At 68.4% G+C, this 20,052-nt stretch carries 20 protein-coding genes and 2 riboswitches; of the genes, 11 read left to right on the top strand and 9 right to left on the bottom strand.

What is annotated here, in order from left to right:
• Positions 1-39 precede the first annotated feature (39 nt).
• The 3 genes from ACYVO6_RS03970 (at position 40) to ACYVO6_RS03960 (ending at position 2,957) form a co-directional block, all read left to right on the top strand.
• Entirely contained in the window at positions 40-1,296 is a 1,257-nt protein-coding gene (locus ACYVO6_RS03970; RefSeq protein ID WP_461057247.1) for a L,D-transpeptidase, read from the top strand.
• Positions 1,297-1,404: 108 nt separating this feature from the next.
• Positions 1,405-2,172, top strand: coding sequence for an enoyl-CoA hydratase/isomerase family protein (locus tag ACYVO6_RS03965; protein WP_461057245.1), 768 nt, complete (start codon positions 1,405-1,407; stop codon positions 2,170-2,172).
• A gap of 197 nt (positions 2,173-2,369) precedes the next feature.
• Positions 2,370-2,957 carry an ATP-binding protein gene (locus tag ACYVO6_RS03960; RefSeq protein WP_461057243.1) on the top strand — a complete coding sequence of 196 codons (588 nt, stop codon included), beginning with the start codon at positions 2,370-2,372 and terminating at the stop codon, positions 2,955-2,957.
• 10 nt (positions 2,958-2,967) lie between these two features.
• Here the strand turns inward: ACYVO6_RS03960 and ACYVO6_RS03955 are convergent, their stop codons facing one another.
• From ACYVO6_RS03955 to ACYVO6_RS03945, 3 genes are all read right to left on the bottom strand, one after another.
• A complete protein-coding gene (locus tag ACYVO6_RS03955) occupies positions 2,968-3,606 on the bottom strand; it encodes a GNAT family N-acetyltransferase (RefSeq protein ID WP_461057241.1) in 639 nt (212 codons plus the stop codon).
• Positions 3,607-3,667: 61 nt separating this feature from the next.
• The gene (locus tag ACYVO6_RS03950) at positions 3,668-4,030 is read right to left on the bottom strand and encodes a hypothetical protein (protein ID WP_461057239.1); all 363 of its coding nucleotides are present in this window, start codon (positions 4,028-4,030) and stop codon (positions 3,668-3,670) included.
• Positions 4,030-4,254 (bottom strand): hypothetical protein, encoded by a 225-nt coding sequence (locus ACYVO6_RS03945; protein WP_461057237.1) that lies wholly within the window; start codon positions 4,252-4,254, stop codon positions 4,030-4,032. Before ACYVO6_RS03945 ends, ACYVO6_RS03950 begins: the two co-directional genes overlap by 1 nt.
• Positions 4,255-4,426: 172 nt before the next feature.
• On the opposite strand from ACYVO6_RS03945, the gene ACYVO6_RS03940 reads away from it, so the two are divergent.
• A complete protein-coding gene (locus ACYVO6_RS03940; protein ID WP_461057486.1) occupies positions 4,427-4,639 on the top strand; it encodes an EF-hand domain-containing protein in 213 nt (70 codons plus the stop codon).
• A gap of 150 nt (positions 4,640-4,789) precedes the next feature.
• On the opposite strand, the gene ACYVO6_RS03935 is transcribed toward ACYVO6_RS03940, so the two are convergent.
• Positions 4,790-5,440, bottom strand: coding sequence for a TetR/AcrR family transcriptional regulator (locus ACYVO6_RS03935; RefSeq protein ID WP_461057235.1), 651 nt, complete (start codon positions 5,438-5,440; stop codon positions 4,790-4,792).
• 84 nt (positions 5,441-5,524) lie between these two features.
• On the opposite strand from ACYVO6_RS03935, the gene ACYVO6_RS03930 reads away from it, so the two are divergent.
• Positions 5,525-7,723 (top strand): MMPL family transporter, encoded by a 2,199-nt coding sequence (locus tag ACYVO6_RS03930; RefSeq protein WP_461057233.1) that lies wholly within the window; start codon positions 5,525-5,527, stop codon positions 7,721-7,723.
• A 58-nt stretch (positions 7,724-7,781) separates the two neighbouring features.
• Here ACYVO6_RS03930 and ACYVO6_RS03925 read toward each other — a convergent pair whose 3' ends face one another.
• The gene (locus ACYVO6_RS03925; protein ID WP_461057231.1) at positions 7,782-8,339 is read right to left on the bottom strand and encodes a glycoside hydrolase family 25 protein; all 558 of its coding nucleotides are present in this window, start codon (positions 8,337-8,339) and stop codon (positions 7,782-7,784) included.
• 166 nt (positions 8,340-8,505) lie between these two features.
• On the opposite strand from ACYVO6_RS03925, the gene ACYVO6_RS03920 reads away from it, so the two are divergent.
• Positions 8,506-9,027 carry an NUDIX domain-containing protein gene (locus ACYVO6_RS03920; RefSeq protein ID WP_461057229.1) on the top strand — a complete coding sequence of 174 codons (522 nt, stop codon included), beginning with the start codon at positions 8,506-8,508 and terminating at the stop codon, positions 9,025-9,027.
• Positions 9,028-9,046: 19 nt separating this feature from the next.
• On the opposite strand, the gene ACYVO6_RS03915 is transcribed toward ACYVO6_RS03920, so the two are convergent.
• The 4 genes from ACYVO6_RS03915 to gcvT all read right to left on the bottom strand — a co-directional run bounded on the left by ACYVO6_RS03915 (position 9,047) and on the right by gcvT (position 13,513).
• The gene (locus ACYVO6_RS03915) at positions 9,047-10,414 is read right to left on the bottom strand and encodes an L-serine ammonia-lyase (protein WP_461057227.1); all 1,368 of its coding nucleotides are present in this window, start codon (positions 10,412-10,414) and stop codon (positions 9,047-9,049) included.
• A 161-nt stretch (positions 10,415-10,575) separates the two neighbouring features.
• Positions 10,576-11,838, bottom strand: coding sequence for a serine hydroxymethyltransferase (glyA, locus tag ACYVO6_RS03910; RefSeq protein ID WP_461057225.1), 1,263 nt, complete (start codon positions 11,836-11,838; stop codon positions 10,576-10,578).
• 14 nt (positions 11,839-11,852) lie between these two features.
• Positions 11,853-12,242 (bottom strand): glycine cleavage system protein GcvH, encoded by a 390-nt coding sequence (gene gcvH, locus ACYVO6_RS03905; protein ID WP_461057223.1) that lies wholly within the window; start codon positions 12,240-12,242, stop codon positions 11,853-11,855.
• A 140-nt stretch (positions 12,243-12,382) separates the two neighbouring features.
• Positions 12,383-13,513 (bottom strand): glycine cleavage system aminomethyltransferase GcvT, encoded by a 1,131-nt coding sequence (gcvT, locus tag ACYVO6_RS03900; protein WP_461057221.1) that lies wholly within the window; start codon positions 13,511-13,513, stop codon positions 12,383-12,385.
• 35 nt (positions 13,514-13,548) lie between these two features.
• A riboswitch (glycine riboswitch) is annotated at positions 13,549-13,662 on the bottom strand.
• Positions 13,663-13,777, bottom strand: a riboswitch (glycine riboswitch).
• Between the two features lie 209 nt (positions 13,778-13,986).
• On the opposite strand from gcvT, the gene ACYVO6_RS03895 reads away from it, so the two are divergent.
• The 5 genes from ACYVO6_RS03895 (at position 13,987) to ACYVO6_RS03875 (ending at position 20,046) form a co-directional block, all read left to right on the top strand.
• Entirely contained in the window at positions 13,987-14,682 is a 696-nt protein-coding gene (locus ACYVO6_RS03895) for an AAA family ATPase (protein WP_461057219.1), read from the top strand.
• Positions 14,683-15,046: 364 nt separating this feature from the next.
• Positions 15,047-15,835, top strand: a complete 789-nt coding sequence (locus tag ACYVO6_RS03890) for an enhanced serine sensitivity protein SseB (RefSeq protein WP_461057217.1) — start codon at positions 15,047-15,049, stop codon at positions 15,833-15,835.
• 195 nt (positions 15,836-16,030) lie between these two features.
• Entirely contained in the window at positions 16,031-16,819 is a 789-nt protein-coding gene (locus ACYVO6_RS03885; protein ID WP_461057215.1) for an enhanced serine sensitivity protein SseB C-terminal domain-containing protein, read from the top strand.
• A gap of 370 nt (positions 16,820-17,189) precedes the next feature.
• A complete protein-coding gene (locus ACYVO6_RS03880; protein ID WP_461057213.1) occupies positions 17,190-18,200 on the top strand; it encodes an ABC transporter permease in 1,011 nt (336 codons plus the stop codon).
• Positions 18,201-18,261: 61 nt separating this feature from the next.
• Positions 18,262-20,046, top strand: a complete 1,785-nt coding sequence (locus ACYVO6_RS03875; RefSeq protein WP_461057211.1) for an ABC transporter substrate-binding protein — start codon at positions 18,262-18,264, stop codon at positions 20,044-20,046.
• The last annotated feature ends 6 nt before the right edge of the window (positions 20,047-20,052 follow it).

The raw sequence follows: 20,052 nt of genomic DNA, 5'->3' as shown, positions 1-20,052 counted from the left end.
GCGGGCCCGGTTGACGGGCCGTGCGAGGGGAGAAGCAAGTTGAACAACGGGCGACCGATACCGGGGGCGTCGGTTGGCGCACGGGGGCGCGGACGTACGGGGCGTACGGGGCTTCTGGCGCTGATACTCGGCGTGCTGCTGATCGCCGTGACGGCGTGCGGCGGCGGAGGGGGGTCCGACTCGAACCCGGGCTCCGACGGCGACAAGAACGGCAAGGGCGGCTCCGACCAGGCCGAGACCAAGACCTCACAGGCCGTCGTGACCATAGCGCCCAAGGACGGCGCCGACGACGTGGACACCAGCGGCACCCTGAAGATATCCGCGGCCAAGGGCAAGCTGACCAAGGTCACTGTCGAAGATTCGAAGGGCAAGGCGGTAGAGGGCAACATCACTGATGGCGGGGCGAGTTGGACGCCCACGTACCACCTGGCGTCCGACACGAAGTACAAGGTCCAGGCCACGGCCCAGGACCCCGAGGGCCGCCAGGCGACCGAAGAGTCCAGCTTCACGACGCTGACCCCGAAGAACACCTTCGTCGGCATCTTCACACCCGAGGACGGTTCCAAGGTCGGCGTCGGAATGCCCTTCTCGCTCAACTTCACGCGGGGCATCACCAACCCCGAGGACGTCGAGAAGGCCATCCGTATCAAGACGGAGCCCGCGGTGGAGGTCAAGGGCCACTGGTTCGGCAACGACCGGCTGGACTTCCGTCCGGAGAAATACTGGAAGCCCGGTACGAAGGTCACGGTCGACCTCGACCTCGACGGCGTGAAGGGCCGGCCCGGCGTCTACGGCGAGCAGGCCAAGACCGTGGAGTTCACCATCGGCCGCAGCCAGATCTCCACCGTGGACGTCAAGTCCAAGAAGATGATCGTCAAGCGCGACGGCAAGGTCATCAAGACCATCCCGGTGACCACGGGCAAGCCGGGTTACGAAACCTGGAACGGCCAGATGGTCATCACCGAGCGCCACGAAATGACCCGTATGAACGGCGAAACGGTCGGCTACGGCGGCGAGTACGACATCAAGGACGTATCGCACGCCATGCGCCTGTCGACCTCGGGCACCTTCATCCACGGCAACTACTGGGGCGGCGACGCCTTCGGCAACTACAACGCCAGCCATGGCTGCATCGGCCTGCGCGACCTGAAGGGCGGCAGCTCCTCGAGTCCGGCGGGCTGGTTCTTCGACCGCTCGATGATCGGCGACGTGGTGATCGTGAAGAACTCCAAGGACCGGATCATCGACCCGGACAACGGGCTCAACGGCTGGAACATGCCGTGGGACAAGTGGTGAGCGGCTGTCGGTCGTAGACCGAGAAGGTCCGGTGTGCTGCGACAGGCCCGGTGTGCTGTGACTGAGCACACCGGGCCTGTTGTCGTTAGTGCCCGTTAACCTTCCCTCATGACTGTGCATCTCGAAGTCGCCGAAGGTGTCGGCACGATTCGCCTCGACCGTCCGCCCATGAACGCGCTGGACGTCGCCACACAGGACAGGCTCAAGGAACTCGCGGAGGAGGCCACGCGTCGCGAGGACGTGCGCGCGGTGGTCCTCTACGGCGGCGAGAAGGTGTTCGCGGCGGGCGCGGACATCAAGGAGATGCAGGCCATGGACCATACGGCGATGGTCGTACGGTCCCGGGCCCTGCAGGACTCCTTCACCGCCGTGGCCCGTATCCCCAAGCCGGTGGTGGCCGCGGTCACCGGTTACGCGCTGGGCGGGGGCTGCGAGTTGGCGCTCTGCGCGGACTACCGGATCGCCGCAGACAACGCGAAGCTGGGCCAGCCGGAGATCCTGCTCGGGCTGATCCCCGGGGCGGGCGGCACCCAGCGGCTGTCCCGGCTGATCGGGCCCTCGCGCGCCAAGGACCTCATCTTCACCGGCCGTATGGTCAGGGCCGACGAGGCACTCACGCTCGGCCTGGTGGACCGGGTCGTGCCCGCCGCCGAGGTGTACGAGCAGGCGCACACGTGGGCCGCCAAGCTCGCGCAGGGGCCGGCGCTCGCACTGCGGGCCGCCAAGGAGTCGGTGGACGTGGGGCTGGAGACGGACCTCGAGACCGGGCTCGCGGTGGAACGCAACTGGTTCGCGGGGCTGTTCGCGACGGAGGACCGGGAGCGGGGGATGCGGAGCTTTGTGGAGGAGGGGCCTGGGAAGGCCAAGTTCCTCTGATCAACTTGCCCTGATCAACTGGCAGTTGACGCGGCGTCTTACGTCAGTGTCCCCCGATGGGGCGGTTTATATGAGCCTTGAGTCGAACTCGAGGTCACCTGGTCGGGGGGTATCGGCGATTGCCCTCAACTGTGCTGTCGTCGCAGGTCAATCGGTCTGCACTGCCCCACGAACTACCTGCGGCATATGCCGTTCGGATGGCTTGGAACGGAGGGTTCCCGGGGGCGTATTCCCCTGGAACGGCCCCGAAAGGCGTTCTGGGCGGCCATGATGGGGTCATGGCGGGGCTGGAGGGTAGGGAACAGCCGCGGCGGCACGCGAGTGCGACCGCGGCGCGCTGGTCGCCCGGTGTCGAGGACGAACGCGCACTGAGAGCACTGGAGTTGTTCGGCAACCCGACAAAGGCCGAGGTTCCGTTGCCGTCCCGCCCCGAGTCGGCGGCCACCGCGCGCCGCCTGACCCAGGTGGTCGTCCTGCGCGAGTGGGGACTCTCCCCGAAGATCACCGAGGACGCCGTACTCCTGGTCTCCGAACTTGTCGGCAACGCCGTACGCCACACCGGCGCCCGCGTCTTCGGACTCCGTATGCGCAGCCGCCGCGGCTGGATCCGCGTCGAGGTCCGCGACCCCTCCCGCGGCCTCCCCTGCCTCATGCCCGTCCAGGAAATGGACACCAGCGGCCGAGGCCTGGACCTCGTCGACAAACTCTCCGACCGCTGGGGCGTCGACCTGCTGCCCCGCGGCAAGACGACATGGTTCGAGATCCGGGTGACCACCGACCGCTGACGAGCACCGCTCACTGCGCGACGAGCAGGGCCTCCGCCCCGACCGGGCGGAACCCGGCCGCCTGAAAGGCCCTTACGCTACGGGCGTTCCCGGCCGCCAACTGCGCCCAGACGGGTTCGCCCGCGCCGAGGTGCCGTGCCGCCGAGGCCAGCGCACGTCCCAGCCCCCGGTGCCGTATGGACTCCTCCACCTCGACCGCGGCCTCCAGGCGTCCCGCGACCCCGCGCCCCAGGACGAGTACGCCACCGTCGACGGCCCATACGCGCACCTCGTCACGCCGCTTGCGGGCGCGGGCGACCCGGGGATGGTCGGGGTCGCGCAGCTCCGACAGCGCGAGCGACGGCGGACCCGGCACGGGCGTCGCGACGGCCAGCAGATCGATGGTGTCCGTCGTACGCCCCGTACGGTCCATGAAGGCGGCCAGGAACCGCGGATTCATGGTCGCCGCGAGGGCATCGCAGTCCAGGGATCTCAACTGTGCACGCACCCACTCCGGATCCTCGTCCGTGAAGACAACGGAGTGCGCGGTGAAGGCGATGACGCCCGCGTCCCGCCGACCATGCTGCGGCACTACGGTGACGCCACCGTCCGCCGGCGGGAACTCCCCACGGGCTGCGGCGTCGAGAATGTCCCGCAGAGTGTCAGACACGAGGTTCCCTCCACGGGCTTGAGTATGGGGCGTCCGCCGGTTGTACGGGAGCGCCCCTCCGTCATGCGGTGCGGGCGCTGCGCAGGAATGCCGCGAGCATGTCGATGCCGATCTCACCGGTGCGCACCTTGCCCAGGGTTGCGACCAGGTGCGCCGCCTCGACGGTGAGGGGCTCGCCCGCGTGCACCATGAACGTGTACGCGTAGAGGGCCGCCACCTCATCGTTACGGCAGGCGAACGGATGCAACTGCGCCACGGTCGCGGCAAGCGTGGCCGCTCTCCAGGCGTTGTCCGCCTCCGGCTGGTTCTTGCTGGCGTGCCGGGCGATCGCCGCTTCCAGCGCGGGGATGTCCTGCACCTCCGGTGCGCTGGACAGCTGGTCCGCGATGACGAGAGCCCAGCGCAGATCTACGTTGAGTTCCATCAGCTATGCCCGGCCTCCAGCGCCTCGGCGAAGGCCTTCGCGGCGGCCAGCACATGCGGCGGCACGTTCTCGTCGGGGGTGTCCTTGCCCTCCAGGTCCCGCTCAATCAGTGTGCGGATATAGCCGGAGAGCATCATGCCGCGCTCGTGCGCTATGGCCTTCGCCTTGTCGACCAACTCGGCGGGGAGGCGCACGTTGAGCTGTTTCGTGTCCTGGGCCTGCATGGTTGCTCCCTGGTGTGGTGTGCGGTCTGCCGCTGGCTAGCATTACCTAGTAATTGCTAGCTGTCCACTCCGGCCCGGGTGGTCGCCGCACTCTGCTCCCGGCCGGGCGGTTAATCTGACCCCCGACAGCAAGGCATGGTTGACAGCGACACAGCACGAAGGGGCGGGCCCGGTGGCGGACATCGAGGAAGCACGCAAGGCGTTCGAGCGGATCGACGTGGACGGGGACGGGTTCATCACCGCGGCCGAGTTCAAGACCGCTCTCGCCCAGGGCGGGGACTGGAACGTCACCGAGGCGGTGGCGGAGGCCGTGATCGCCGACCGAGACCTCAACGGCGACAAGCTTCTCTCGTTCGACGAGTTCTGGGCGTACCTGAACAAGTGAGCCGAGCAACTTGGGGCGCCCACCGCGGGATGCGGAGGGCGCCCTTCGTCATGCGCGTCGCCCGGTCCGTATCGATCAACTCTCGGAATGGCTCGGCACCTTCCCGCTCATTCGACGACGCTGTGGAACCAGCACCCTGAGACATGACACTTAGCGGACAAGGCCCGCCACGATCGTGGTGAGGGTGCGTTCGACGACCGTGTCGCGCTGATCGGCGGGGAGGCGGGCGAGGGGCCCGTCAAGGATGAGCAGCGAGAGGCCGTGGACGGTCGACCAGGCGGCGACCTCGGCGGCGGGCCGGTTCTCCGGCCGCATCCGGCCCGTGGCCACGAGCGCGTCGAGCGTGTCGGAGAGCTCCACGAACGCCGCGAACTCCGGCCTGTCGTCGGGGGCTTCGAGGCCGGTGAAGTCATCGGGCTCCTCCGGGGCCGTACGGCAAAAGGCGGTGCGGAAGAGCCCCGGGTGCTCGATCGCGAACCGTACGTACCCGCGCCCGATCGCCTCGGCCCTGCGCACGGCCTCCTCCCCGGGGTCGTCGAGCCGGGGTCGTGCGTGCAGGGTCTCGGTCATCGACGCGGCGAGCGCCTGCTGGCCGCGGGTCTTCACGGCGTGCAGGAGATCTCCGTGGCCGCTGAAGTGGCGGTACGCGGCGGTGGGCGACACGCCGACGCTGCGGGCCGCCTCACGCAGTACGACCCGTTCGGGGCCTCCTTCGGCCGCGAGTTGGACGGCGGCTTCGATCAGCGCGTTGCGGAGGTCGCCGTGGTGGTAGCGGGACTTGCCGTCCGTGATCCGTTCCATGACTCCATCTTGCCCCAAGTTGACGCCGTTAACATCCTGTGCCACTGTCGATGTTAACGGCATAAACATCCGGAGGCGATCACCGTGTTCGATCGAATTGCCGGGCTGGCCCTCCACCGGGGCCGACTCGTACTGACACTGACCGTGGTGGCCGTGGTCGCCATGGGGGCCATCGGCTTCGGGGCGTTCGGCAAGCTCCTGGGCGGCGGCTTCGAGGATCCGAACGCGCCCTCGACCCACGCCCAGGAGCTCATCGACGAGAACTTCGGCGGCGAGACCAATCTGGTCCTGCTGGTGCGGGCCGACGACGGCGACCTCGGTTCCGCCGCCGCCGAACGCGCGGGCCGCACCCTCACCTCGGAGCTCAAGGACGAATCCACCGTGGCGAACGTGATCTCGTACTGGGACACCGGCGCCGCCACGCTGACCTCTCGGGACGGCGACGCGGCGCTGGTGCTGGCCCACGTCAAGGGCGACGACACCGAGCAGGGTGACAACGCCTCGGCGCTCATCGACGCGTACACCGGCGACCGGAACGGGCTGACCGTGCAGGCCGGCGGAGAGGCCGCGGTCGGCGACGAAGTTCCCACCCAGGTCGCCAAGGACCTCGCCCTGGCCGAGACGATCGCCGTGCCCCTGATCCTCATCCTGCTCGTGATCGCCTTCGGCAGTCTCGTCGCGGCACTACTGCCCCTGGTCATCGGGCTGATCGCGATCGTCGGCACCTTCGCCGAGCTCTATGTGCTCGGCAGCATCACCAACGTGTCGGTGTTCTCGATCAACCTCACCACCGCCCTCGGTCTTGGCCTCGGCATCGACTACGCCCTGCTCATGATCAGCCGGTTCCGCGAGCACCTCGCGGAGGGCGCCGACGTTCCCGAGGCACTCCGGCACACCGTACGAACGGCCGGGCGGACCATCGTCTTCTCGGCGGCGACCGTCGCCGCCGCGCTGGCCGCCCTGCTGGTCTTTCCGCAGTTCTTCCTGCGCTCCTTCGCCTACGCGGGCATCGGCGTGGTGGTCATCGCCGCCGTCAGCGCCCTGCTCGTCGTCCCGGCGCTGCTCGCCGTGCTCGGCCACCGGGTCAACAGCGGCCGCCTGCCCTGGGCGCAGACCGTACGCAGCGCCGAGGCGCCCTTCTGGGGCCGGCTGGCCCGCACGGTCATGCGCAGGCCCGCGCTGACCGCACTTCCGGTCCTCGGGATCCTGCTGCTCGCCGCGAGCCCGCTGCTCGGTGTCACCTTCGGCACGCCGGACGAGCGGGTGCTGCCGGAGAGTGCCCAGAGCCGGCAGGTCGCCACCACGGTGCAGCGCGACTTCACGGGCAGCGACGAGTCGGCGGTGCAGATCGTCACGACCGGGCCGGTGGCCGCGGACGGGCTGCGCTCGTACGCGACCGAGCTGTCGCGGCTCGACGGCGCCGTACGGGTCGAGACGTCCGCCGGCACATTCAGTGAGGGCCGCGCCACCCCGCCAGGGCCTGCGAATGCCGTACTTGGCCGCCCCGACGCCCAGCGGATCACGGTCGTCACCGGTCTCACCCCCAAGTCGGACGAAGCCCAGGACCTGGTCAAGGACGTACGGGCGGTGGATCCGCCAGCCGGTACCGAGACGCTGGTCGGCGGCACCGACGCGCGCCTCGTCGACTCCAAGGACTCGATCGCCGACCGGCTCCCGGCCGCCATCGGTCTCGTCGGGGTCACCACGTTCGTGCTCCTCTTCCTCTTCACCGGCAGCGTGATCCAGCCACTGCGGGCGCTGGTCCTCAACGCCATCAGCCTCACCGCGGCCATCGGCGTGATGGTGTGGATCTTCCAGGACGGCCATCTGTCGTCCGCACTCGGATTCACCCCCCAACCCATGGACACCTCCATGACGGTGCTCATGTTCTGCATCGCCTTCGGCCTGTCCATGGACTACGAGGTCTTCGTGACCAGCCGGATCAAGGAACTGCACGACGCGGGCGCCGACACCGAGACCGCCGTCACCAGCGGGCTCTCGCACACCGGACGAATCGTGACCATGGCCGCCGGGCTGCTAGCGGTGAGCTTCTTCGCCTTCGGCACGGCCCAGGTCAGCTTCATCCAGATGTTCGGGCTCGGCAGCGGCCTGGCGATCCTGATCGACGCGGTGGCCGTACGCGGGGTACTGGTACCGGCGGCCATGCGCCTCCTCGGCCGTACGGCCTGGTACGCGCCGAAGCCGCTGCGCGCGGTGCACGGGCGGCTGGGCCTCACCGAGGGCGCGCCCGCCGAGGAGGAGCGGACGCCCGCCAAGGTCTGACCCTCTGGCGGCGCGCAGTTGATTCGGCTGTCGGGAGAGGGATTCGCGGGAGCAGAAGTCAGCCGCTCTGGGCCCACTCGCGCAGGGCGGCTTTGCTCACGAAATCCGCCACGTTCTTGTCCAGCGGGTCGTCGGTGTACTGGTGGAAGCGCCATTTCGCTTGGATGCGCGGCTTGCCCGCCGTTACGTAGTCGGCGATCCAGAGCCCGTCACCTGCGTACGAGGTGGAATCGACATTCAACCAAAAATTTCGATTGCAATAGAGAATGGTCCGATGATTCGGCCGTAGTTCCTTCACCTTGCGGATGAAGCGGTCCTTCTCGGCGTTGGTGGCGTGGGTGCCCTCGCTCGTCGTTTCCCAGTCGACGGCGAGGATGTCGCCCGCCTTTTCCGGGGCCTTGCTGACGAAGTACTCGGCCTGGGCCGTGAGGTTGCCGGGCCAGAGGAAGTGGTAGAAGCCGACCACGCAGCCGGCGTCTCGCGCGGTCTTCGTCTGGGCGCCGAGTTTCGGGTTGACGTACGAACGGCCCTCCGTCGCCTTGACGAAGACGAAGGACAGGCCATCGGTGTCGTACGAGGACGACTGGTAGGAACTGACATCGATGCCGCGCAGCATGGGGGGATCCTCCGTGCGGTGGGGGAGAGGGAAGTGGGGGCCAGGAAAGCCGCAACTACCTTGCGTCTTCCCTTACTTCAGTCGCCCCACCCTCGCATGGATGTTCTGTCGAACGCAGCCGCAAAGCCTAAACTGCCCACCCACCGGCCGATGAAGGGACGTAACCGTGGCTCAGCGGTCAACCGAGGACGAGCCCATTGCCCTCAAGCCCGCCCTCGAATCGATGACCCGGCTGGTCGCCGCCGTCATCGTCCACGACAAGGCCACCAACCGCGTCGTCCTCCTCCAGCGCGGCCAGAACGCCAAGTTCGCCCAGGGCATGTGGGACCTCCCCGTCGGCAAGAGCGAACCCGGCGAACCCATCACCGAAACCGCCGTGCGCGAGCTCTACGAGGAAACCGGCCTGACCGTGAAGCCGGAGTCTCTGAAGGTCGCCCACATCATCCACTGCGCCTGGGGCGTCGAAGCCCCCAATGGCTTCCTCACGGTCGTTTTCGCCGCCCACGAATGGTCCGGCGAACCCGAAAACCGAGAACCGCGCAAGCACGCCCAGGTCCGCTGGGTTGGCGTCGAGGCCATCCCCGACGAGTTCGTGGGCTCCACCGCAAGCGCCCTCCACAGCTACCTCAAGGGTGGCCCTCAGGTGTTCCTGGACGGCTGGAAGTGCCGGGTCGGGCCCGAGTGCTGAGGTGGCCGGCACCGCTACCTCAGCACTCGATGATGTTCACCGCCAGCCCACCCCGCGCCGTCTCCTTGTACTTCACGGACATGTCGGCGCCCGTGTCCTTCATGGTCTTGATGACCTTGTCGAGGGACACCTTGTGGGAGCCGTCCCCGCGCATGGCCATCTTCGCGGCCGTGACCGCCTTCACCGCGGCCATGCCGTTGCGTTCGATGCAGGGGATCTGGACGAGGCCGCCGACGGGGTCGCAGGTGAGGCCGAGGTTGTGTTCCATGCCGATCTCGGCGGCGTTCTCGACCTGTTCGGGGGAGCCGCCCAGGACCTCGGCGAGTGCGCCCGCCGCCATGGAACAGGCGGAGCCGACCTCGCCCTGGCAGCCGACCTCGGCGCCGGAGATGGAGGCGTTCTCCTTGAAGAGCATGCCGATGGCTCCGGCGGCCAGCAGGAAGCGGACCACCCCGTCCTCGTCGGCACCCGGCACGAAGTTGATGTAGTAGTGCAGGACCGCCGGGATGATGCCCGCCGCGCCGTTGGTCGGGGCGGTCACGACCCGGCCGCCCGCCGCGTTCTCCTCGTTCACGGCCATCGCGTACAGCGTGATCCACTCCATCGCGTGGGCCAACGGGTCGCCCTCCGCCCGGAGTTGGCGTGCGGAGACGGCGGCCCTGCGGCGGACCTTCAGGCCGCCGGGCAGGATGCCCTCGCGGGACATGCCGCGTGCGACGCACGCCTGCATCACCCGCCAGATGGCGAGAAGCCCCTCGCGGATCTCCTCCTCCGTGCGCCACGCCCGCTCGTTCTCCAGCATCAGCGCGGAGATCGACAGGCCCGTCTCCCGCGTCAGGCGCAGCAGCTCGTCGCCCGTGCGGAAGGGGTACTTGAGCGCCGTGTCGTCGAGCTTGATCCGGTCCGCGCCGACCGCGTCCTCGTCGACGACGAAGCCGCCGCCCACGGAGTAGTACGTCTTCGTCAGGAGTTCGGCGCCGGAAGCGTCGTACGCCCAGAGCGTCATGCCGTTCGCGTGGTACGGCAGCGTCTTGCGGCGGTGCAGGATCAGGTCGTCGTCGAAAGAGAAGGGGATTCGATGCTTGCCGAGCAGCTTCAGGGACTTTTCGGAGCGGATCGCGTCCACTCGCTCGTCCGCCGACTCGACGTCCACAGTCCGTGGGGAAGCGCCCTCCAGGCCTAGCAGCACCGCCTTCGGGGTTCCGTGGCCGTGCCCGGTCGCGCCCAGGGAGCCGTACAACTCGGCGCGTATCGAGGCCGTCGGGGCCAGCAGGCCCTCGTTTTTCAGGCGGCGGGCGAACATCCGCGCCGCGCGCATCGGGCCGACCGTGTGGGAGCTGGACGGGCCGATGCCGATCGAGAAAAGGTCGAAGACCGAGATGGCCACGGTGACTCCTCACAACAGGGGTGGAACATAGATCGAGGGGCGCGTAGCGCTTCGAACAGGGCGGTGGTGGGAGACGGGTGGGAGGGGCACCGCGCACGCACCTCCAGTGTGCGCGGTGCCCCGAATAAGGCGCCCGAAGAAGGCGCCCGGAACGTACGGACCTACTTCAGGCCGGCGTACAACGGGTGCTTGTCGGCCAGCGCGGACACCCGGGCCTTCAGCGAATCGGAGTCGTACGCGGGCTTCAGCGCCTCGGCGATGATGTCCGCGACCTCGGCGAAGTCCTCGGCCGTGAAGCCACGGGTGGCGAGGGCGGGCGTACCGATCCTGAGACCCGACGTCACCATCGGCGGGCGAGGGTCGTTCGGGACGGCGTTGCGGTTGACGGTGATGCCGACCTCGTGGAGGCGGTCCTCGGCCTGCTGGCCATCGAGCTCGGAGTGGCGCAGGTCGACGAGTACGAGGTGTACGTCCGTGCCGCCGGACAGCACCGAGACGCCGGCCGAAGTGACGTCGTCCCGCATCAGGCGCTCGGCGAGGATCCGCGCGCCCTCCAGCGTGCGCCGCTGGCGCTCCTTGAACTCCTCCGAGGCCGCGACCTTGAAGGAGACGGCCTTGGCGGCGATCACATGCTCCAGGGGGCCGCCCTGCTGACCTGGGAAGACAGCAGAGTTGATCTTCTTCGCGAGTTCGGCCGTGGAAAGGATCACGCCACCGCGCGGACCGCCCAGCGTCTTGTGAGTGGTGGTCGTGACGACATGCGCGTGCGGGACGGGGTTGGGGTGCAGGCCCGCCGCGACCAGGCCCGCGAAGTGCGCCATGTCGACCATCAGGTACGCGCCGACCTCGTCGGCGATGCGGCGGAAGGCGGCGAAGTCGAGCTGGCGCGGGTACGCGGACCAGCCCGCCACGATCAGCTTCGGCCTGGACTCCTTGGCCAGCTTCTCGACCTCGGCCATGTCGACCTGGCCGGTCGCGTCGTCCACGTGGTACGCGACGACGTTGTAGAGCTTGCCGGAGAAGTTGATCTTCATGCCGTGGGTCAGGTGCCCGCCGTGCGCGAGGTTCAGGCCCATGATCGTGTCGCCGGGCTTGAGCAGCGCGAACATCGCCGCGGCGTTGGCCTGGGCGCCCGAGTGCGGCTGGACGTTGGCGTGTTCGGCGCCGAAGAGCTCCTTGATCCGCTCGATGGCGATCCGCTCGACGACGTCGACGTGCTCACAGCCGCCGTAGTAGCGGCGGCCCGGGTAGCCCTCGGCGTACTTGTTGGTGAGGATCGAGCCCTGGGCCTCCATGACCGCGACCGGAGCGAAGTTCTCCGAGGCGATCATCTCCAGGGTGGACTGCTGACGGTTCAGCTCGGCGTCGACGGCGGCGGCGACGTCCGGGTCGAGTTCGTGCAGGGGCTGGTTCAGAAGCGACATCAGTCAGGAGTCCTTCAGGAGCTGGAGTCGGAGCCGGAGAATTCGGTGTACTCGGTCGCGGAGAGCAGGTCCTTCGGCTCCTCCGCGATACGCACCTTGAACAGCCAACCGCCCTCGAACGGGGCGGTGTTCACCAGCGCAGGATCGTCCACCACGTCCTGGTTGATCTCGGTGACCTCACCGGTGACCGGCGAATACAGATCGCTGACCGACTTCGTCGACTCCAGCTCGCCGCAGGTCTCGCCCGCGCTCACCGTGTCGCCGACCTCGGGGAGCTGGACGTACACGACATCGCCGAGCGCGTTGGCCGCGAACTCGGTGATGCCGACCGTCGATACGCCGTCCTCGGCGACCGACAGCCACTCGTGCTCCTTGCTGTAGCGCAGCTGCTGGGGGTTGCTCATGGCCTGAATTCTCCTGTACACGGGGGAGTGGTGATCAACGGATGGTCTTGCGTTACGAGACGCCGGACAAGAGACGTCGGATACGAGACGGCACACGGGAACGTACGTCACGTCGCCGCGCTGCCGAACCGCCGGCGGGACTACTTCTGGCGCTTGTAGAACGGCAGCGCCACGACCTCGTACGGCTCGTGGCTGCCCCGGATGTCCACGCCGACACCGGGCGTGCCGGGCGCGGAGTGCGCGGCGTCGACGTACGCCATCGCGATCGGCCTGCCGAGGGTCGGCGAGGGCGCGCCGGAGGTGACCTCGCCGATGACCTTGCCGTCGGCGACGACCGCGTACCCGGCGCGCGGGACGCGGCGGCCCTCGGCGACCAGGCCGACGAGGACGCGCGGCGGCGACGACTCGGCATGGGCGGCGGCCTCGGTGAGCGCCTCGCGCCCCACGAAGTCGCCCTCCTTCTCGAACTTCACGACCCGCCCGAGCCCCGCGTCGAAGGGGGTGAGCGAGGTCGACAGCTCATGCCCGTACAGCGGCATGCCCGCTTCCAGGCGCAGTGTGTCCCGGCAGGACAGTCCGCAGGGGACGAGGCCCGCAGAGGAGCCAGCCTCGGTCAGCGCCTGCCACAGCTTCTCCGCGTCGGCCGGGGCGACGAACAGCTCGAAGCCGTCCTCGCCGGTGTAGCCGGTGCGCGCGATCAGGGCCGGGACAGCGGCGACCGTGCCGGGCAGGCCCGCGTAGTACTTCAGGCCGTCGAGGTCGGCATCGGTGAGGGACTTCAGGATGCCGGGGGACTCGGGGCCCTGGACGGCGAGCAGCGCGTACGCGTCACGGTCGTCGCGTACGGCGGCATCGAAACCCCCGTGAGCCGCAGCGCGCTCGGTCAGGGCGTCCAGGACCACCTGGGAGTTGGAGGCGTTGGCCACGACCATGTATTCGGTCTCCTGGAGCCGGTACACGATCAGGTCGTCGAGGATGCCGCCGTCCTCGCGGCAGATCATGGTGTAGCGGGCGCGGCCGACCTTGACGCCGCCGATGTTCCCGACCAGCGCGTAGTCGAGCAGTGCGGCGGCCCCCGTTCCGGTGACCGTGATCTCGCCCATGTGGGAGAGGTCGAAGAGACCCGCCTTCGTACGTACGGCCATGTGCTCGTCGCGCTCGGAGCCGTACCGCAGCGGCATGTCCCAGCCGGCGAAGTCGGTCATCGTGGCGCCGAGCGAGCGATGCAGGGCATCGAGTGCTGTGCGGCGTGGAGTGGTGGTGCTGCTCATCGGACAGGGCTCCCAAGGCATGACGGCGAGGTCGTTCCTCCCCATCTGTCATCGGAACCTGAGAGGTTCGCCGTGACCGCCGACAGGCGGTGGTCATGGTTTGCACCTTGGGTGGAGCCGCTGGTCAGCGGCCCGCTTTTCAGATGTGCCTCGCCCGCGCGGTAACGGGGCCTGAGAGATTCAAGGGAGGGACTTGCTCCTTCGGCGCCCGGACACCCGTACACCTGCGTGTACATGTACCCGGAACTCTCCCGCGCGGATTCAAGCGGCCGGTATGCAGTTGGCGCGCACATCATCGCACGCATCGGTGCGGCATGGCAGGGGGGCCTTTCACAGGCGTGGGAGGCCTTTCACAGGGGTCACAGACCCGTCACAGTGATCTGTGACGGGTCTGTGGCATGGCGAGAACGAAAACGACAGGGTGCACGCATTACCTTCTCTTTACACTCGACGGGGATGGGTCTCCCGACCCCATGGGGAGGACGAACAGCGTGAACAGGACCACGGCGTACGCGACGGGTGCCGCCGTCGCACTGCCCAAGCAGCCCGCTGTCCCGGCAGTCCCGGCCAGGGAGGCGTGCGGCCCGCTCCCGGCGCCCGTCGTCCGTGATCTACGGGAGCGCGCGGGACACAGTCCGCACGGCCTGCGCTTCGGCGCGGCCGATCTCGTCGTGGTCACGGGCCTCCCGGGCAGCGGCAAGTCGACCCTGATGCGCCGCGCGGTGACGGGCGTCCGCATCGACTCGCAGGACACCCGCGACCGCTGGGACCGCCGCGTGTCCCGGTTTCTGCCGTACGCGGTCTACCGCCCCCTCGTACGGGCCGCGCACTACGCGGGCCTGCGCCGCGCCCTGCGCTCCGGCGAGGGAGTCGTCGTGCACGACTGCGGCACCCAGGCCTGGGTGCGCAGCTGGATCGCGCGCGAGGCCAAACGCCGCGGCGGCACGCTGCATCTGCTGCTCCTTGACGTCCCGCCGGACACGGCCCTGGACGGCCAGCGTGAGCGGGGCCGAGGCGTCTCGCGGTACGCCTTCGCCCGGCACCGCGCCGCGGTCGCCCGGCTGCTGCGCTCCGTCGAGAAGGGCGACCTGCCGGAGGGCTGCGGTTCGGCCGTCCTCATCGACCGGGCCGCGGCGGACGTGCTGCGGCGGATCGACTTCGGCGACTGAAACGGCCGGCGTCGGCGGGCGCTAGGGTCTGTCCGGCGGATCAGGTCGGAGGAGAGCTACGGTGCCTGGCGAGCAGAGGTGAGCGGGGTCTGGTGCGTGCAGCTGCAAGGCGGAGGATTGAGTCGACGCGATGGGGGTCCCCCCGCGCGAGCTCGATTCGAGCGTGGGGGAGTCGGCGATTGACGACAACGCGGCTGGGGGTCCCCCCACGCCCTCAAGGCAGTGGGGGAGTGCGTGCCAGCCCCCGCGTCTCCGGCATGATCCGCCGGACAGACCCTAGGGTTTCAGGCGCAGCGGTTGCTGCCCCGGCAGTGGTATCCGGCACTGGTCCCGGCAGTGGTTTTCGAGCAGGTGGTAGAGGCAGATGGACATCCCGGCACAGGCGCACCCCCATCCGCACGTCGGCTGGCCCGGCAACGAGTTGGAGGAGGTGCTCGCCGCGTCCCTAGGCGCTCCGGCGGGGCCCTCGGCGGGAGCCCGGATCGTGGAGGTCCTCGGCCGCAGCTTCCTCTGGGTGCCGCTGCCGAGCGGCGGCGGCCCGCACAGCGGTCCGCTGAACCTGCCCGCGATGGAGCTCGACGGACAGGCGTACGTCCCGGTCTTCAGCTCGGAGCAGCAGTTCCGGCAGATCGTCGGCGACCACATGCCGTATACGATCGCGCCCGCCGTCGAGTTCGCGCGCGGACTGCCGCCGCAGGTGGGCATCGCGGTGAACCCGGAGGGCACGGTCGGTATCCCGCTGCCCCCGCCCGCCGTCGCCGAACTGTGCCGCGCCGGACGCACCGAGCTGGACGGCCCCGCGAGCGGCGGCCGGGTCCGCCTGTTCGAGCCCGACTGGCAGCAGGACCCGGTGGACTTCCTGACGGCCGCCTCGACCGAGTTCGAAGCCACCGGCGCCGTACGAACCGCCCGCCGCTGCCTCGCCGCCATCGAAACCGCCGACCCGGTCCTCTTCATAGGCGTAGAACTGACCTCCTGGGACCCCGAAGCCCGCACCCTCCCCCTGGACGCCCTGGGCAGAGCCCTGACCCGAGCCCCAGCCCCCTGGCCGGTCAACCTGGTCTTCCTGGAAGCAGCCGTGGACCCGGTAACCACCTGGCTACGAGAAAGGGTCCGCCCCTTCTACCAGGGGCCCGCTGCAGCGCCCCTGTAAGGGGCGCGGGGCTGTGTCGATTTGCGGCTCCGCCGCGTGGGCGCGACCAGCCACAACGAGCCTGCAGCCCGCAATCGACATGGAGCCCCGAACTCGAATCGGCACTTACAGCGGAGGCCAGCTCCAATCGGTTCAGCCAGCGCAGCGCATAAGCTGGTTTCATATCCGAGTCAACTTCACGAAGGGGCGGTACAGGTGAGCGCCAGCGGCATCGCGGCCGGGCAGGTCGAGCACATGCTGCGCCAGGTGACGCCCGGGCGTTACGACGCCTACGAGGCGCTCCTGCGGGCGCTCGCGACCCCCTCGGCGGGCCAGATCTGGATGCTGCTCTGGCACGGCCAGGCCGGCTCACCGGACGCCCAGTACGGGAACATGGAGGTGGAGGGCTTCAGTTACGCGCCCTGCGTCACCTCCGCCCAGGAGCTCTCGGCCAGCGGCTGGAACCGTTCGTACGAAGTCGTCGACGGCCTCGACGTGGCCCGCACCCTCTACCCCGACCACTACGGCCTGTGGCTGAACCCGCACGCGCCCGGCGGCGGCGTCGGCATCCCCTGGCTCGACCTGCGCCGTATCGCCACCGGTCTGGAGCGGCAGCCCGCAGGACCGCTCCGGATGGCCGAGCCGAGCATCGAACTCCCGCAGTTCTACGCCCTCCTCACGCAGAACGCGCACCGCACCGCCGCCGTGCGCTCGCTGCGCCGCGCCTGGGTGCAGCCCGCGCTGGGCGCGCCGTATCTGGCCATCGGCCTCGATGTGTACGACACGAGTCCGCCCGCCGTGGACTCGGTACGGGCGATGATGCAGCAGTCGATCGGCGTCGTGCCGGAGGGGCTGCCGGTGTCGACCGTCGCGATGTCCGACGAGTACGACCCGGTGGCCATGTGGATGCGGGCCATGACGCGCCCGTTCTACGACCGCGAGGCCCACGCGGCCCCCGCGCAGGCACCGGTGGCGGGCGGATACGGCTACCCGGACTCGTACTGACGCTCCGTCGGACCCTTGGGACTCCGTCCGATCCGTCTGATCCACCTCCGTTCGACTTCCGTTCGACCTCGATTCGACTTCGGATCTGGTTCGAGTTTATTGTCCCGATCTACGCGGGTAAACGCGGCGTGTGGCCCTTGGGTATCAACTGTCCCGCGTCCGCACCTCGTTACGTACCGTTCGGATAACGGAACGTCCCAGACAGCATCACGTTTAGGCATCCATTCACCGCCAGGTCTTTCGACAGATCGCTGAACCGTTGAAGACTCCGGCTCCAGGGGTGTTCGCCCCTGTGTACGACGGACTGGTCACGCCGCTACAGCGGCAAGTGGGGGCCGGCTACAGCCGGTTGAGAGGGGTCGCTGCCACAATGACGGCACCATTGCACGAGCCGACCGCGGAAGCGGCCCCGAGCGCTGCCGAGGAGGCGGTGCTCGCCGGCTCCGCCGAGGGCAAGGCGGTACAGGGGCGTTCCCTCGGCCGGATCGCCTGGGAGCGCCTCAAACGCGACAAGCTGGCCCTCACGGGCGGCATCGTCGTGCTCGCACTGATCGCGATCGCACTGCTCGCACCGGTGATCACCAACCTGGTCGGGCAGGACCCCGAGACGCACCACGAGGACCTGATCGACCCTCTCTTCTCCACCCCCAAGGGCTCCTGGGGCGGCATCAGCGCGGACCACCTCCTCGGCGTCGAACCGGTCAACGGGCGTGACGTGTTCGCCCGGATCGTCTACGGCGCCCGGATCTCGCTCCTGGTCGGCTTCCTGTCCGCCCTCGTCGCGGTCGTGCTCGGCACGGTTCTGGGTGTCCTCGCCGGCTACTTCGGCGGCTGGCTGGACGCGGTCATCAGCCGGGTGATGGACGGTCTGCTGGCCTTCCCGCAGCTGCTCTTCATCATCGCGCTGGTGTCGGTCATGCCGAACGAGATGCTGGGCCTCACCGGCACAGGCGTCCGCATCTTCGTGATGATCCTGGTGATCGGCTTCTTCGGCTGGCCCTATGTCGGACGCGTGGTGCGCGGCCAGACGCTCTCGCTGCGTGAGCGCGAGTACATCGAGGCGGCCCGCAGTCTCGGGGCCGGGCGGTTCTACATCCTGTTCAAGGAGCTGCTGCCCAACCTCGTCGCGCCCATCATCGTGTACACGACGATGATGATCCCGACCAACATCCTCACCGAAGCGGCACTCAGCTTCCTGGGCGTGGGCGTCAAGCCGCCCACGGCCTCCTGGGGGCAGATGCTTGCCTCCGCGATCGACTACTACGACTCGGATCCCATGTACATGGTGATCCCGGGCGTAGCGATCTTCATCACCGTGCTTGCCTTCAATCTCTTCGGCGACGGCGTGCGCGATGCGCTGGATCCGAAGGGTTCCCGCTGAACTGCCGTACCCCCAGGGCCCGTCATCTGTCGGCGGGCCGCTACACACACGGAGGATCCGAGTGACTACCCAACGCACCACAGGGCGGCGCAAGCAGGCCGTGGCCGCCGCCGGCGTGGTTGCCGCGCTGCTGGCCACGGCGGCGTGCGGCGGCGGCGGCACCGACGACGGTGGCGAAGGCGGCGCGGCCGGCTTCAACGCCGCGAACAACAAGGTCGCCCAGGCATCCGAGGTCAAGAAGGGCGGCGAGCTGAAGTTCGCCGGCGTCCAGGACGCCGACTCGTGGGACACCACGCGCGGTTACTACGGCATGGCGTGGAACTTCATGCGGTACTACAGCCGCACGCTGGTGACCGGCAAGGCGGAGCCCGGAGCGAAGGGCGCCGAGGTCACCCCCGACCTCGCCACCGACACGGGGAAGATCTCCGACGACGGCAAGACGTACACGTTCACGCTGCGTGACGGGGTGACCTGGGAGGACGGCAAGCCGATCACCTCCAAGGACGTCAAGTACGGCATCGAGCGCCAGTGGGCGCAGGATGTGCTGTCCGGCGGTCCCGTCTACCTGAAGGACGTCCTTGACCCCAAGGGCGAGTACCCGGGGCCCTACAAGGACCCGTCCCCGGACAAGCTGGGTCTGAAGTCGATCGAGACCCCGGACGACAAGACCATCATCTTCAAGCTGCCCGCGCCCAACTCGGACTTCGTTGACATGCTCGGGCTGGCCTCGGCGTCCCCGGTCCGCCAGGACAAGGACACCAAGTCGAAGTACGGTCTGAAGCCGTTCTCGTCCGGCCCGTACAAGTTCCAGTCGTACACGCCGAACAAGAAGCTGGTCCTGGTCCGCAACGAGAACTGGAAGCCGGCCTCGGACCCGATCCGCAAGGCGTACCCGGACAAGATCTCGCTGACGCTGTTCACCAACGCCAACGACATGGACCAGCGTCTGATCAACGGCGACTACGACCTGGACATCAACCAGACCGGTCTGTCCCCGCAGGGCCGCACCACGGCCCTGAAGGAGCACAAGGGCAACCTGGACAACCCGGTCTCCGGCTACGTCCGGTACGCGGTCTTCCCGCAGACGGTCAAGCCGTTCGACAACATCCACTGCCGCAAGGCCGTGATCTACGGCGCCGACCACGAGTCGCTGCAGACCGCGCGCGGCGGCCCGATCGCCGGTGGCGACATCGGCACCAACATGCTGCCGCCGTCCGTCCCTGGTGCCGAGGGCCAGAAGTACGACCCGTACGAGTCGGCCACGGCGAACAAGAAGGGCAACGTCGCCAAGGCCAAGGAAGAGCTGAAGGCCTGCGGTCAGCCGAACGGCTTCAAGACCACCATCGCGGTCCGCAACAACAAGCCGGTCGAGGTGGCCACCGCCGAGTCTCTCCAGGCCTCGCTGAAGAAGGTCGGCATTGACGTCGAGATCGACCAGTACGACGGTGCGCAGACCAGCGGCATCATCGGCAGCCCCTCGAACGTGGTGAAGAAGGGCTACGGCATCATCATCATGGGCTGGGGCCCGGACTTCCCGACCGTCCAGGGCTTCGGTCTGCCCCTGTGGAGCAGCAAGTACATCCTTGAGAGCGGCAACAACAACTTCGCGATGATCAAGGACAAGACGATCGACGGCCTGTTCGACGACTACGTCACCACGCTGGACGACGCGGGCAAGGAAAAGATCGCCACGGAGATCAACCACAAGGTCATGGAGGGCGGCTACTACCTGCCCTTCGTCTTCGAGAAGTTCATCAACTGGCGCTCGAGCCGGCTGGCGAACGTCTACACGACCGACAACTACAGCGGTCAGTACGACTTCGTGAACCTGGGTCTGAAGAACTGAATCCGA

The sequence above is a fragment of the Streptomyces pseudoechinosporeus genome (genome assembly GCF_054783935.1).
The sequence above is the reverse complement of the archived record's forward strand: the minus strand, read 5'-3'. Positions and strand labels throughout refer to the sequence as shown.

What these genes read in the sequence shown, in the direction of transcription:
- ACYVO6_RS03880 (WP_461057213.1), top strand. Translation starts at nt 17,190, where the DNA reads ATGACGGCACCATTGCACGAGCCGACCGCGGAAGCGGCCCCGAGCGCT.
- gcvH (WP_461057223.1), bottom strand. Translation starts at nt 12,242, where the DNA reads ATGAGCAACCCCCAGCAGCTGCGCTACAGCAAGGAGCACGAGTGGCTG.
- ACYVO6_RS03965 (WP_461057245.1), top strand. Translation starts at nt 1,405, where the DNA reads ATGACTGTGCATCTCGAAGTCGCCGAAGGTGTCGGCACGATTCGCCTC.
- ACYVO6_RS03950 (WP_461057239.1), bottom strand. Translation starts at nt 4,030, where the DNA reads ATGGAACTCAACGTAGATCTGCGCTGGGCTCTCGTCATCGCGGACCAG.
- ACYVO6_RS03925 (WP_461057231.1), bottom strand. Translation starts at nt 8,339, where the DNA reads ATGCTGCGCGGCATCGATGTCAGTTCCTACCAGTCGTCCTCGTACGAC.
- ACYVO6_RS03945 (WP_461057237.1), bottom strand. Translation starts at nt 4,254, where the DNA reads ATGCAGGCCCAGGACACGAAACAGCTCAACGTGCGCCTCCCCGCCGAG.
- ACYVO6_RS03895 (WP_461057219.1), top strand. Translation starts at nt 13,987, where the DNA reads ATGGGGAGGACGAACAGCGTGAACAGGACCACGGCGTACGCGACGGGT.
- glyA (WP_461057225.1), bottom strand. Translation starts at nt 11,838, where the DNA reads ATGTCGCTTCTGAACCAGCCCCTGCACGAACTCGACCCGGACGTCGCC.
- gcvT (WP_461057221.1), bottom strand. Translation starts at nt 13,513, where the DNA reads ATGAGCAGCACCACCACTCCACGCCGCACAGCACTCGATGCCCTGCAT.
- ACYVO6_RS03935 (WP_461057235.1), bottom strand. Translation starts at nt 5,440, where the DNA reads ATGGAACGGATCACGGACGGCAAGTCCCGCTACCACCACGGCGACCTC.
- ACYVO6_RS03960 (WP_461057243.1), top strand. Translation starts at nt 2,370, where the DNA reads ATGGCTTGGAACGGAGGGTTCCCGGGGGCGTATTCCCCTGGAACGGCC.
- ACYVO6_RS03890 (WP_461057217.1), top strand. Translation starts at nt 15,047, where the DNA reads ATGGACATCCCGGCACAGGCGCACCCCCATCCGCACGTCGGCTGGCCC.